The sequence below is a fragment of the Parasphingorhabdus sp. genome (assembly GCF_059726685.1).
Map to the genome: position 1 here is coordinate 1,247,714 of NZ_AP041068.1, position 13,665 is coordinate 1,261,378.

At 54.4% G+C, this 13,665-nt stretch carries 13 protein-coding genes; 11 read left to right on the forward strand and 2 right to left on the reverse strand.

Annotation, left to right across the window (positions count from 1 at the left end; all coding sequences use genetic code 11):
• Nucleotides 1–14 precede the first annotated feature (14 nt).
• The 3 genes from AC6I9Z_RS06230 to AC6I9Z_RS06240 all read left to right on the forward strand — a co-directional run bounded on the left by AC6I9Z_RS06230 (nt 15) and on the right by AC6I9Z_RS06240 (nt 3,480).
• Nucleotides 15–1,016, forward strand: coding sequence for an NADP-dependent oxidoreductase (locus AC6I9Z_RS06230; protein WP_461454376.1), 1,002 nt, complete (start codon nt 15–17; stop codon nt 1,014–1,016).
• 97 nt (nt 1,017–1,113) lie between these two features.
• Nucleotides 1,114–2,325: an acyl-CoA dehydrogenase family protein gene (locus tag AC6I9Z_RS06235; RefSeq protein ID WP_461454378.1), complete on the forward strand. Its 1,212-nt coding sequence runs from the start codon at nt 1,114–1,116 to the stop codon at nt 2,323–2,325.
• A gap of 15 nt (nt 2,326–2,340) precedes the next feature.
• Nucleotides 2,341–3,480: an acyl-CoA dehydrogenase family protein gene (locus AC6I9Z_RS06240; protein WP_461454380.1), complete on the forward strand. Its 1,140-nt coding sequence runs from the start codon at nt 2,341–2,343 to the stop codon at nt 3,478–3,480.
• Nucleotides 3,481–3,496: 16 nt separating this feature from the next.
• On the opposite strand, the gene AC6I9Z_RS06245 is transcribed toward AC6I9Z_RS06240, so the two are convergent.
• Complete coding sequence (locus AC6I9Z_RS06245; protein WP_461454382.1) at nt 3,497–3,877, reverse strand: nuclear transport factor 2 family protein; 381 nt, start codon at nt 3,875–3,877, stop codon at nt 3,497–3,499.
• 93 nt (nt 3,878–3,970) lie between these two features.
• On the opposite strand from AC6I9Z_RS06245, the gene AC6I9Z_RS06250 reads away from it, so the two are divergent.
• The 6 genes from AC6I9Z_RS06250 to AC6I9Z_RS06275 all read left to right on the forward strand — a co-directional run bounded on the left by AC6I9Z_RS06250 (nt 3,971) and on the right by AC6I9Z_RS06275 (nt 9,123).
• The gene (locus AC6I9Z_RS06250) at nt 3,971–4,741 is read left to right on the forward strand and encodes an SDR family NAD(P)-dependent oxidoreductase (protein ID WP_461454384.1); all 771 of its coding nucleotides are present in this window, start codon (nt 3,971–3,973) and stop codon (nt 4,739–4,741) included.
• A gap of 78 nt (nt 4,742–4,819) precedes the next feature.
• Nucleotides 4,820–5,227 carry a Zn-ribbon domain-containing OB-fold protein gene (locus tag AC6I9Z_RS06255; protein ID WP_461454386.1) on the forward strand — a complete coding sequence of 136 codons (408 nt, stop codon included), beginning with the start codon at nt 4,820–4,822 and terminating at the stop codon, nt 5,225–5,227.
• Between the two features lie 12 nt (nt 5,228–5,239).
• Entirely contained in the window at nt 5,240–6,385 is a 1,146-nt protein-coding gene (locus tag AC6I9Z_RS06260; protein WP_109355286.1) for a thiolase family protein, read from the forward strand.
• Nucleotides 6,386–6,515: 130 nt separating this feature from the next.
• Nucleotides 6,516–7,679, forward strand: coding sequence for an acyl-CoA dehydrogenase family protein (locus AC6I9Z_RS06265; protein WP_461454388.1), 1,164 nt, complete (start codon nt 6,516–6,518; stop codon nt 7,677–7,679).
• A 14-nt stretch (nt 7,680–7,693) separates the two neighbouring features.
• A complete protein-coding gene (locus AC6I9Z_RS06270) occupies nt 7,694–8,716 on the forward strand; it encodes an NADP-dependent oxidoreductase (RefSeq protein WP_461454390.1) in 1,023 nt (340 codons plus the stop codon).
• 11 nt (nt 8,717–8,727) lie between these two features.
• On the forward strand, nt 8,728–9,123 hold the full coding sequence (locus tag AC6I9Z_RS06275) for a limonene-1,2-epoxide hydrolase family protein (protein WP_461454392.1): 396 nt from the start codon (nt 8,728–8,730) through the stop codon (nt 9,121–9,123).
• 4 nt (nt 9,124–9,127) lie between these two features.
• Here the strand turns inward: AC6I9Z_RS06275 and AC6I9Z_RS06280 are convergent, their stop codons facing one another.
• On the reverse strand, nt 9,128–9,958 hold the full coding sequence (locus AC6I9Z_RS06280) for an SDR family oxidoreductase (RefSeq protein WP_461454394.1): 831 nt from the start codon (nt 9,956–9,958) through the stop codon (nt 9,128–9,130).
• A gap of 203 nt (nt 9,959–10,161) precedes the next feature.
• Between AC6I9Z_RS06280 and AC6I9Z_RS06285 the strand changes: the two genes are divergently transcribed.
• Nucleotides 10,162–12,696 carry a TonB-dependent receptor gene (locus AC6I9Z_RS06285; protein ID WP_461454396.1) on the forward strand — a complete coding sequence of 845 codons (2,535 nt, stop codon included), beginning with the start codon at nt 10,162–10,164 and terminating at the stop codon, nt 12,694–12,696.
• 158 nt (nt 12,697–12,854) lie between these two features.
• Nucleotides 12,855–13,649: an SDR family oxidoreductase gene (locus AC6I9Z_RS06290; protein ID WP_461454398.1), complete on the forward strand. Its 795-nt coding sequence runs from the start codon at nt 12,855–12,857 to the stop codon at nt 13,647–13,649.
• The last annotated feature ends 16 nt before the right edge of the window (nt 13,650–13,665 follow it).

Here is a 13,665-nt window from a genome sequence, read left to right on the forward strand (position 1 = left end):
AACGGGAGAAGATAATGACCGACAACAGACAGTGGCTGATCAACGGACGTCCCAAAGGCCGCGGGCTGGTGGACGATGATTTCAAGAAAGTCGTGACACCTGTTCCGGAAGTTGCCGAAGGTCATGTGCTGGTCAAGAATGAGATTCTTGGCTTCGACCCCGCCCAAAAAGGCTGGATGGAAAATATCGGTGGCTATGTCGCACCGACCGAAATTGGCGAGGTCATGCGCGGAAGCGGCGTTGGTACCGTGGTCGAATCACGCGATCCGAAATTTGCGGCTGGTGACAAGGTCATGGGCATGCTGCGCTGGCAGGATTATGCCATGGTTCCCGGCAGCGAATTGAACAAGGTTCCTGATGATGAATTGCTGGGCGCGAATCTCGGCGCGTTGGGAACAACCGGTATGACTGCCTATTTCGGCCTGCTCAAACACGGCCGTCCACAACCGGGCGACACGTTGGTGGTCTCAGGTGCGGCGGGTGCAACCGGATCGATGGTTGGACAGATTGGCAAGATTGCCGGATGCCGGACTATCGGTATCGCGGGCGGCAAGGAAAAATGTGACTGGCTGACCGAGGATGTTGGCTATGATCATGCGATTGATTATAAAAATGACGATGTTCGCGCGAAGTTGAAAGAGCTGTGCAACCAGTCGATCAATGTCTTTTATGACAATGTCGGAGGCAGCATATTGAACGACGCGTTATCCCACATTGCCATGCACGCCCGGGTTGTGATTTGCGGTGGTATTTCCCGCTATGAAAAAGGCGATATGCCGGCCGGTCCGGAAAATTATTTCAACCTGATCTTCAAGCGCGGGACGATGTCCGGCTTTATCGTGCTCGATTATATGAGCGAATATCCCGAAGCGCAAAAACGGATGCGTCAGTGGATCAAGGAAGGAAAAATCACCTTCAAAGAAGACATTCAGGAAGGTTTCGACAATATTCCCAATACGCTGAAGCGGCTGTTTGCGGGCCAGAATTTCGGTAAGCAAATGTTGCGGCTCGACTAACGCGCTACTGGGCTGGTTCTTCCTTCGGGCTAACTATTTGCGCAGTGCCAGCCTTTCGCAGTCTGCAATATGACGGTTTGATTACGAGAGGGAAATTATGAGCGATTTGGAACAGTTCCGCGCGGAAACACGGGCTTGGCTGGCAGAAAACTGCCCGGAAGAAATGCGCGATGGTGACATTACAGCAGAGAATCAATGCTGGGGTGGCCGCCAATGGGAGTTCCAGTCCGATGCCCAAAAACGCTGGTTCGAAGCCGCTTTGGCCAAAGGTTATACAGTTCCGACCTGGCCCGAGGAATATGGCGGCGCCGGATTGTCAGCGGACGAAGCAAAGATTCTTACCGAAGAGCGCGACCGGATCAACGCGCGCAAACCACTCAGCAACTTTGGCATATCCATGCTCGGCCCCGCTTTGCTGGCCTTTGGTACACACGAACAGAAACTGATGCACTTGGGGGCAATCGCACGCGGTGAAATCCGCTGGTGTCAGGGCTATTCGGAGCCGGGTGCAGGTTCTGATCTCGCTTCGCTCAAAACCAAATGTGAGGACAAGGGCGATCACTGGCTGATCAATGGCCAGAAAATCTGGACCTCCAATGCCGATATCTCCGACTGGATATTCTGTCTGGTCCGTACCGATTTTGACGCGCCGAAACATAAGGGCATTACTTTCATCCTGATCGATATGGCCAGTGAGGGGATTAGCGTGAAGCCGATCATCCTGATCTCTGGTCATTCGCCCTTTTGCGAGACTTTCTTTGATGATGTGAAAGTTCCGAAAGCCTATGGTGACGATAACCTGTCGGTCGTTGGCGAGGTTAATCGCGGCTGGGATGTCGCGAAAAACCTGCTGGTGCACGAACGCGGCATGCTGGGTACAATGTCGCCGCTACGCGGGGCTACCGGGCCTGAAAATCTTGGTGGCTATGCCGCAGGGGAAATTGGCGTGGATGCAACCGGGCGGCTGGATGATCCATCTCTGCGGCAAAAAATTGCCCAGGCCGAAATTGATGACTGGGCCTATAATCTGACGGTTGAGCGGCTGAATGACGAGGCCAATGCCGGAAACGGGCTGGGCGCAAAATCGTCCATGCTGAAATATGCAGCATCCGAACTGACCAAGAAAGGCAGCCAGCTGCGTATGGACATTGGCGGAACCGATGCTGCGACCATTGGCCCTGACGGCATTGAATATGGCAGCCTGGCCAACACGTGGCTCTACAATCGCGCTTATTCCATCCTTGGCGGCACGACCGAGGTTCAACTCAACATCATTTCCAAGCGGGTCTTGGAATTGCCCAGCGCGTAAGAAGGCGAGATAGCTATGTCCCTAATTCTCACCGAAGAACAGGAAATGCTGCAAGATGCAGCGAATGGTTTTTTGAGCGAAAATGCGCCTGTTGCTGCGTTTCGTGAGGTTAGGGATAGCAAGAATCCGGACGGTTTTTGCCGGGACTTGTGGAAAGAAATGGCCGACATGGGTTGGGCCGGAATCATCGTGGACGAGGAATTTGGCGGCAGCGAATTTGGCTATGTTGGCGCCGGTGTTCTGGCTGAACAAATGGGCCGGAACCTCACCGCTTCGCCGTTTTTTTCCACTTCTGTCTTGGGCGCAACCGCGGTGCAGCGTTACGGCACGGCCAAGCAGAAAGAACAGCATTTGGGCTCGATTTGTGATGGCTCGACCCTGTTCGCACTGGCCGTTGATGAAGGGCCGCGGCACCGCCCGGAGCATGTCGAATTTGCCGCTACGCCGCATGGCAACGGTTATAAACTATCTGGCGCGAAGACTTTCGTCGCGGACGGCCATGTCGCCGACAAACTGATTATCGCGGCCCGCACTTCGGGTGAAGCCAATGATCCATCGGGCATCACATTATTTCTGGTTGATGCAGATGCAGGGGAGATTGATCGCACACACACGCCGATGATCGACAGTCGCAATGCAGCGAATATCAAGGTCGATGGCCTGGAGGTTACCGGCGATGATATATTGGGTGAAGTCGACAAGGGTTATGAAGTCCTGGAAGGTATTCTGTCCGCCGGCCGCGCGGTATTGGGCGCGGAAATGTCGGGATCGTCGCAACAGGCCTTTGCGATTACCACTGATTATCTGAAAGAGCGTGAGCAATTTGGTCAGAAAATCGGTTCGTTCCAGGGGTTGCAGCACCGCGCCGCGCATCTCGCGACCGAGATAGAGATGACCAAATCAGCGGTACTCAAATCCCTGCAATTGCTTGACGATGATTTTGAAAGCGCATCGGCCACCTGTTCCATGGCGAAAGCCAAATCGGGCATGACGGCCCAGTTATCCACCCAGGAAGCAATCCAGATGCATGGCGGCATTGGCGTGACCGACGAATATGATGTTGGCCTTTATTTCAAACGCGTCCATGTCGCCCAGCAGATGTTTGGCGATGCCGGTTTCCATGCAGATCGGCTGGCGAAGCGCTCCGGCTATTGATCCTTTGAAAGACGGCTTAACCTTCGCTCATTGTGATATTGGCGGGACCGAAATGTGCCGTCATCTTTTCAACCTTACCCGCCTCGTCAAATTCGAAAACATCGATCACTTCCACGATCAAGACCTTGCCGTCTCCTTGACCAATCTCCGCACGAAACGGGAAGGCTGCGGCCTTCGTGCTTATCCTGATGCTGTCCGTCAGTTCGACTTTCGCGCCGCCGGAAAAGGCATTTTGATAAAATGTCAGAATCTCGGAGCCAGTTTTCGGTTCTGTTCCGGCAGGATCTTCGACAGCGGCATTGTCCGCATAAATTTCCATCACCGCATGCATGTCCCCGGCATTAATCGCCGCCAGATAGCGGTTGACGATATCAGTCATATGTTCGGGTGTAGGCATGGGGCTTCCTTTCTGAAGAATGACATGAATAATAGAGGCGCACGGGACAAACCGGCGTCTCCCTAATTTGATAGGGATTTGAGGAGAAATGGTATGACAGGGCGTTTGCAAGGAAAAGCGGCGATTATTACTGGCGGTGCATCTGGCATTGGCGCCGCGATGGTGAAGCGCTTTGCAGAAGAGGGCGCGCAAGTGCTTTCCACCGATGTTCAGGTGGAGCTTGGTAAAAAGGTCGCCGATGAAGCCGGTGCGCTTTTCATGGAACAGGATGTTTCGGGCGAAGCGGGTTGGCAGGCGGTGGTGGCCAAGACGCAATCGGAATTTGGCCGCCTAGATGTTCTCGTTAACAATGCCGGGATCGTGGCAGCCAAATCGATTGAAGAAATTGATCTGGAAAGCTGGCACCATTTGCTCGGCATCAATCTGACCGGCGTGATGCTGGGTTGTCAGAACGCGATTAAGGCGATGAAGCAGAATCCCGGCGGGCCAACCGGTTCGATTATCAATATCTCTTCAACTTCGGCATTCGCGGCGCTCCCCGGAGACGTGACCTATACCGCCTCCAAAAGCGCGGTGCGTATGTTGACGCGATCGGTAGCCGTGCATTGCGCGCGGGCAGGCCTGAACATCCGGTGCAACAATATCGTGCCGGGCGGCACGCATACCGGGATTATCGATGCCGCCAAAGAGGTTGTGCCGGACATCTATGATCGGGTTGCCGCCATGTCGCCGATGAACCGCATGGGCGAGGGCGCGGATATGGCTGGTGCGGCAGTCTATTTGGCGAGTGAGGATGCGGCTTTCGTGACCGGCAGCGACCTGTTGGTCGACGGCGGGATGCTCGCCGTCCATCCCGGTTACTGAAGACATAACCTAGCCGTTTTGGCAGTTATTGGGCATCATGCTTTGCCCTAATGTCGTCAGCAATAAAGGAGAGGGCGAATGAACGCGCAGCCAATTGCAGATAATCTGTTCACCGACGACAATATGACCGCTCTGGTCGGCGCGCGAAACAAGCAGACGGGCCACATATCGTTCCCGCTGCCACTGACGCCGAATGACAATATCGAGCCGATAGCTCTGGCTTCGCGGGGTACCGTGTGGACTTATACGGTGCAGCGCTTTCCGCCCAAAACGCCTTATGCCGGCCCGGCTGATCCTGAAAATTTCAAACCTTATGTCGTCGCCTATGTTTCGCTGCCGGGTCAGACGATGGTGGAATCGCGGCTGACGGGAATAGAGCCTGAAGATGTTGAAATCGGAATGGAAGTGGAACTGACCGCAATCCCGCTGGATCCGGATGCTCCGGCCAGCGAGCAAAAGATGATCCACGCTTTCCAGCCTGTTTGAGGAGAAATTGCAATGAGCGACGTATGCATAGTAGGCGCGGGTATCCATCCCTTTGGCCGGACCGAAGGCCGTGATGGCATGGATCAGGGCGTTTATGCCGTTAGACAGGCGCTGGCTGATACTGGCATCGCCTGGGAAGATGTTGAATTTGCATTTGGCGGTTCGGCTGCCTCTGGCGCGGCTGATACGATGGTGTCGAAACTGGGGCTGACCGGCATTCAGTTTATCAATGTTTCCAACGGTTGCGCCACCGGCGGCTCGGCACTGAATGCGGCGGCGAGTGCGATCAAATCGGGTGAATATGAGATCGGTATGGCCGTCGGTTTCGACAAGCACCCCCGAGGCGCGTTTAACGCGGACCCGGGTGCTTACGGCCTGCCTAATTGGTACGGTGAAGCGGGCTATATGCTGACCACACAGTTTTTCGGCGCGAAGATCATGCGTTATCTGCATGAGAATGGTTTGAGCCGGGAAGCATTGGGACGGGTTTCGGAAAAAGCCTTTCGCAATGGCGCGAAGACGGACCATGCGTGGCGGCGTAGCGAGGTGGATCTCGAAACCATCATGAATGCGCCGATGATCAGTGATCCGCTCAACAAATATATGTTCTGTTCACCAGCGGAAGGGGCGGTGGCCCTTATCCTTGCGAGCGAGAAAAAGGCGAAGGAACTGGGCGGACCGATGATCCGTCTGAAAACCTCGGTAATGCGCACACGGCCGCCGGGATCGTTTGAGGTTTTCGCCGCTTCCATCGATAATGAGCGCGGTGGGACTGCGACCGAGATCGCAGCCAAGGCGGCCTTTGAGCAGGCGGGCATGGGACCGGAAGATATTGATGTCGCGCAGCTTCAGGATACCGAATCCGGCGCCGAAATCATGCACATGGCGGAAAATGGGTTCTGTCCCCATGGCGATCAGGAAAAATGGCTGATCGAGGGGCGGACCGAGATAAACGGGGCCTTGCCTGTGAACACCGATGGCGGCTGCCTGGCCTGCGGTGAGCCAATTGGTGCGTCTGGCCTCCGACAAGTTTACGAGAATGTCGTGCAGCTGCGCGGGACTGCCGGGGAACGGCAGGTGCCGGGCGATCCGAAGACCGCCTATACACAGGTCTATGGCGCGCCGGGTGTGTCCGCCGTGACGATATTGCAGCGTTGAGGTTTTGCTGTATTCCTGAAGAGCTTGTGCTCCGCACTTGATGCGGAGCCCAGGTTAGACGGGCGTGACAGCCATCCTAGGCTCCGCATCAAGTGCGGAGCACGTTGCTAGAATATTTAAGGAACAATAATTGAACCACGAAATCAGCGCCGAAGCCCGGGCCATTGCCGACAAGGTCGAAACTTTCGTCCGCGATAAAATTTTCACCTATGAAAAAGACCCGCGCTGCGAGGATCACGGACCGACCGATGAACTGGTTCAGGAAATGCGGGCCTTGGCTAAAGAGGCCGGTGTCCTGACGCCGCATATTCGCGAAGATGGCAGCCATTTGACGCATCTCGAAACAGCTCTGGTATTGCGCAAATCCGGCCTCTCTCCACTCGGCCCGCTGGCGGTCAACACTTTCGCGCCGGATGAAGGCAATATGTACCTGCTCGGCAAATGCGCATCGCCGGAGCAGAAAGAGCATTTCCTCAAACCATTGGTTGAAGGCACTACGCGCTCCGCCTTTTTCATGACAGAACCGGCCAGTGAAAATGGTGCAGGCTCTGATCCTATGATGATGCAGACCACTGCCAAGCCCGACGGTAATCACTGGGTCATTAACGGGCGCAAGACCTTCATTACTGGCGCCAAAGGCGCGACGGTCGGGATTGTGATGGCGAAATCCGATGATGGTGCCTGCATGTTCCTTGTCGATCTGCCCGATCCGGCAATTACCATTGAGCGGGTTCTCGATACGATCGACAGTTCCATGCCTGGCAGCCATTCGGTGGTGAATATCGACAATTTGCGCGTGCCTGCGGACCAGATGCTCGGCGAAAGCGGAGAGGGCTTCAAATATGCGCAGGTCCGGCTGGCACCGGCGCGGCTCACCCATTGCATGCGCTGGCTTGGCTGCTGTGATCGGGCGCAGGAAATTGCCACGGACTATGCCTGCAAGCGGATGGCTTTTGGCAAACCGCTCGTCGATCATGAAGGCGTCGGTTTCATGCTGGCTGAAAACCAGATTGACCTGAAGCAGGCGGAATTAATGATCGATTGGTGCGCGCGGGTGCTCGACACCGGCGATATCGGCACGACCGAAAGCTCGATGGCCAAAGTCGCCGTCTCCGAAGCCTTGTTCCGCATTGCCGACAAATGCGTGCAGGTCATGGGCGGTACGGGCCTCAGCCAGGATACGGTTGTCGAACAGGTCTTCCGCGAAGTGCGTGCGTTCCGTGTTTATGATGGCCCGACCGAAGTCCACAAATGGTCGCTCGCCAAGAAAATCAAGAAATCCCAAAAGATTTGAGCAGAGGAAATTCCATGACCAAGAACCGCAAATTCACGCTCGTCAGTCGTCCCGATGGCGAACCCAAGCCGAGCGATTTCGCACTGGTGGAAGAAGAACTGCCCGAACTGGAGGATGGTTCTTTTCTGGTCCGTAATCAATACATCTCGCTCGATCCTGCGCAGCGAGGGTGGATGAGTGACGCCGAAAGCTACATGCCGCCCATCCCCTTGGGCGATGCCGTGCGCGCCAGCGCCGTGGGCCGCGTCCATGCCTCCAAAAATCCGGACTTTCCGGTTGGACAATGGGTTGTCGGATTGGCTGCGATGGAAGAATATTCGGTGGTTGAGGCGGGTGGTTTTACCGCTCCGGTCGATGCCTCATTGGTGCCATCGCCAACCAACTTCCTTTCGGTGCTCGGCGCTGTCGGCATGACGGCCTATTTCGGGATGATCGACGACGGTAAGCCCAAAGATGGCGATACCTTGCTGGTCACGGGTGCAGCGGGCGCAGTCGGATCGCTGGTCGGGCAGATCGGCAAGATCAAGGGTTGCCGGGTCGTCGGGATCGCTGGCGGTGCCGCCAAATGTGCAAAACTGGTCGATGACTATGGCTTTGACGCGGCAATTGATTATCGCGGCAAGAGCCAGACGGAGCTGGAAGCTGAAATCGCAGCTGCTGCGCCGGATGGGGTCGATATTATCTGGGAAAACGTTGGCGGCATCATCATGGATGCCGGTATTGCGTCGATCAACGAATATGGCCGGATGGTGCTGTGCGGTCTGATCAGCGAATATAACAGCCCCGAGCCCGTGGGCACGCGCAACCTGTGGTATCTGATCTCGCGTCAGGCGACGATCAAGGGTTTTCTCGTCCGCGATTATCCGCCGCGCTTTCCTGAGGGCATTGCGCAAATGGGGCAATGGCTGGCCGAGGGCAAAATCAAGCATGACGAGGATATCGAAAAAGGTATCGAGAACAGCTATGATGCCTTCATGAAGCTGTTCTCCGGCGGTAATCAGGGCAAGCTGATCCTGGATGTTTCGCCTGAGGGATAAGGAGTTTCATTGTGTCAAATGCTGCTGAACAGATCGTGATCGACTTTATCGAAAGCTGGAACCGGATGGACTATGACTCCATCTACGCGGCAATGGCGGATGATATTTTCTACCACAATATCCCGATGGAACCCTGCGACGGGATTGACGCCGTGCGCGCTTTTTTTGAAGGCTCCGGCATGGGGTCCGACGGCGCGGAATGGATAACCCACCATATCGCAACCAACGGGAATGTGGTGCTGACGGAGCGGACCGACAAGTTCCGGATCAATGGCGAATGGATCGCCATCCGCGTGATGGGCACGTTTGAGATTACAGATGGCAAGATCGCCAAATGGCGTGACTATTTCGATCTCGGCCAGTTTCAGGGCGAGATGGCGCGCGTCATGGGCGGGCGCACCGCCTGACCGCTTAGCTCGGCTGATAAAGCGTCCCGTTGTCTACCGGATATTCACCCGCAGTCATAAATCGCGAAGCGTCACTAGCGAGATAGACACATAGCTCCGCCACATCATTGGGATGGCCCAGTCCGCCGAGCGGGATCATCCCGGTTTCCGGTGTCGGATCCCCTTCCGCGCCGACAGCGGCCTGCCGGACCATTGGGGTGTCAATGCCAGCAGGGTGCAGGCTGTTGCAGCGGATGGGGTAGTTCTGCTCCTTGCAATGTAGCGCTACTGATTTGGTCAGCGAGCGCACACCGCCTTTGGCTGCTGCATAGGCCAGAAACGGGGAGTAGCCCTGCAGTGCTGCCATGGAACTCAGGTTGATGATTGAGCTTGGTTGATCATTGCCTTTCATCGCCCGAACAGCCGTCTGACAGCCTAGGAACACACCTTCCAGCATGACCGAATTGGTGAGGCGAAACTGCTCCAGAGTGCAGTCTTCAATAGTGGCAGGGATCACCAGACCGGCATTGTTGACCAATATATGGGGCGTTCCGAAGGCTTTGCCGGTCTCGTCAAATATCTCCGCCCAACGCGCTTGATCCACAACATCTTGATGCAAGGCAAGCGCATCTGGGCCAATACCTTCAGCGACTGCCTCCACATTTTCCATATTGATATCAGTCACCACAACCTTGGCGCCTTCATGAGCAAACGTTTCGCTGATAGCTTTGCCAAGCCCAGAACCGGCACCTGTGACAATCGCGATTTTACCTTCCAAACGACCCATATTAATCTCTCCCAAACCTGTATTTTGGATAGTATAGGCGGTGATGATCCCAATCGTGGCAATACCCATTATCGCTAGTATCCGTAACGGATTCCGGATGGGCATTGCTCATAATGTTGCGCGAATATCACAGTTTGGCATATTTGCTATCAAATTGGCTAGCAGAGCGTCTGCAAACTCCTGCTTAAGATGATCCCATAATTAGCGCGGAAAAACCGCCAGTTATTTTGGATGAGACTCTGGTCCGCGACCGGGGAATTTGGGAGAGAGCGATGACTAAACAATCACAACATCACAAAACTATCTTTTCAGGCAAATCAGTGCGGGGACTGCTGATGGGCTCTGCAGCAAGTCTGGCTTTCGCCGGCGTTGTTGCACCGGCTTATGCGCAGGATGAAGTTGCAGAAGATGACAGCAACGTCATCACGGTCATCGCCCGAAAGCAAACGGAGACATTGCAGGAAGTGCCGGTAACGGTAACAGCCATTGGCGGTGATACGCTGGAGAAATTCCAGGTCGACCAGATTGCCGACGTGGTTAGCCGCGTTCCGGCGCTGAACGTACAAGTAGGCGGATCTGGTTCGGGTGGTCAGATTTCATTGCGCGGTGTGGGTTCGTCCAACATTTCGGCATCTTTTGACTCTGCCGTCGCGTTCGATTTTGATGGTGTTCAGGTTAGCACCATGCGGATTGTTCAGGCCGGTTTCTTTGATGTCGAACAAATTGATGTTCTGAAGGGTCCGCAATCGCTGTTCTTTGGTAAAAGTGCATCAGCCGGCGTATTCGCTATCCGTTCCGCCAATCCGACACCTGATTGGGAAATGGGTGTAAAGGTCTCTCAGGAATTCGAGGAAAATGGTACGACTATAGGTGGCTATATCTCAGGCCCGGTTAGCGACACATTGGGGGTCCGCCTTGCCGCACAATATACCAATGTTGAAGATTATGTTGAACTGACACCACAAACCCCTGCGGCAAACCGCAGTCGCGGATTGAAGGATTTTGTTGGACGGATGACTCTGCAATGGGATCCGGCCGATAATTTCAGCGCAAATTTGAAGTTAAACTATGTCCGTAATGAAAATGACGGCGCGATCGCGCATTCCGACATTGATTGCGGTGCGAATGGCAGGGCGGACGAGGTAGTATTGTTGGGCGCTCCACCAAGCCCTGCATTCCCTGACGGTTTACCTTTCACTGTTGTGGTACCCAGCAATGCAGACTGTAATATCGGTGATAACTTGTATCCAACGGCAGATCCCTCCCCTCTGCTCGTCGGTCGATTCCCTGAAGGCAGTGGCGGAGCAAATGGCAGGTTCGATGGAACACCATTTGGTGAAACGGACATCTTTTTTGGCCGTTTACGCTGGGACCTTGATGTTTCGGACAGTCTTACACTGACATCTGTTTCCGGATATCTGAGCCTCGATGCAGTTGACTTTGACAGTTATAGCTACGTGGGTATTGGACCAGCATCTTCGGTATTCGGCCCGGGTACGTTACCGGCCAATATTGCGGCAATTAATGCTGCCGGCATTCCTTTTGGCGTTGGCAACAGTGACCCGCGTAACCGGACGGAGCAATTCACTCAGGAACTGCGGCTGGCGAGCGATTTCGATGGCATGTTTAACTTCATGGTTGGCGCATTTTATGAAAGCCGAGACATTGATTTTGATACCTCGCAACAGGCTGTCAATCTCTCTCTACTTTCTCCAGACCCGGTCACAGGGAATACCTTTGATTGGTTTAAACAGCAGAATACGAAAACTGAGGCTGTGTCTCTTTTTGGCAGCGTGACGCTTGACCTGACTGATCAATTGGAACTTTCCGGTGGCCTGCGATGGACGGATGAAAGCAAGACCAGCAGAATCAGCTTGCCTTACTTGCATTCCCTTTTGTCCGCCGGCGGTGGTTTCTTGCCTAGCGGTTTCTTCTCCGGACCGATCACCTTTGATGATGACAATTTCTCTCCAGAAGTATCCATCCGGTATCAGGCCACGCCAGATATCAATATTTATGGTGCCTTCAAGACAGGTTTCAAATCCGGGGGTATCGATAACAGCGCTCTGCCATCCTTCACTTTGGGTCTCGCGGCCGCAGCCAATGATTTTAGCAGCCTGATCTTTGAATCAGAGACCGGTCTTGGTGGCGAAGTCGGTGTCAAAGCACAATTTGCTGATCGTTCGGTTACATTGAACACCTCGCTCTTCTACTATGTGTTCGACGACCTGCAGGTTCAGAACTTTGATGCGACGATCATTCAGTTCCAGACTTTCAACGCCAGTCAGTTGACGAGTAAGGGTGTTGATGTCGAATTTGCCTGGCAGACGCCGGTTGATGGCCTGAATTTCTCGGGTGCTCTCGCTTATACAGACGCCAAATTTAGCGATACTTTCATTACGACATCTGGTGAAGATCTGGATGGTCGCCGAGCTGCACGGGCACCGGAATTTGCCGGAAATATTGCGTTTGACTGGACAATTCCGATGAGCGATTCGCTGGAGTTTGGATTGAGCGGTAACGCCCAATATACCGGTTCGTATTTCACCAATGAAGATTCCATCAATGACATCAAACAGGACAGCTATGTCACGCTCGATGGATCAGTCTCGGTTGGTGATCCGGACGGCAAATGGAAATTGTCGCTGGTTGGTGTGAACCTGACCGATGAAATCTGGATCAACACCAGTGGCGGCCGGCCATTCCTGGCACCAGCCAATAATTTTGGCATTCCGGTGGGCGATGACTCGGTCGTCACCCAAAACCGTGGCCGTCAGGTCTTTGTGGAGGCCAGCTTCAAATTCTGATCAACTCTCCCGTTGATCAAAGCGGGCCGGGACAGCGGGGGGCTGTTCCCGGCCCTTTTTTGTGCATCACAAAGGTTGGGCGATAGCCATATTGAGAGTGGTTTCCAGCGGGCGATCATCTAGTTTGAAAGACATATTCAGGAATTGAGGAGCAGATTATGGGACGTCTTGAAGGTAAAAAGGCTGTTGTGCTGGGTGCAGCTGGCCCGGGCAATATGGGGCAGGTGATTGCCAAGCGTTTGCGGGATGAGGGCGCGGATGTTCTCGTCGCCGGGCGCAAGGAAGACGAGCTGAAACGTTTCGCCGAAGAATTGGGCGGCCATTATGCGCTATGTGATCTGACGAACGAAGCTGAAATCAATGCCCTCGCGGAAACGGCTACCAGCAAAATGGGCGGTTTGGATATTGCAGTAAACGCCACTGGTCTGGGTTTTCTGAAACCGTTTCTGGAGAATACCAAGGAAGAATTAGAGATGATGTCGGCGCTACAGCTGGTCGGCCCATTTCAATTTTATCAGGCAATGATCAAGGCAATGAAAGATGGCGGTTCGATTATCCAGATCAGCTCGGCGACCGCAACGATCATGCTCAACGACCATGCGGCCTATATGGGTACCAAGGCAGCGACCGATCACATCATCCGCTGTATTGCACATGAATTTGGTGATCGCGGCATCAGAGCCAACAGCATTTCGCCGGGGCTCACCCGCACACCGATGACGGCTGGCGTCGATCAGGTTCCGGGATTGGTGGAATCGTTCGAAGCGCGCTATCCACTGGGCCGTATTGGCACTAGTGAGGATATAGCCGCTGCCGCCGTTTTCCTCGCCAGTGACGAATGTTTCATGACCGGCGAGAATCTGCAGGTCAATGGCGGACTATGCTTGCGCGGAAATCCGACCCGCAAGGATCAGGAGCTGATGATGGGGGCTGTCGCGGCGGCTAACAACTGAAGGCATAAATCCCTGT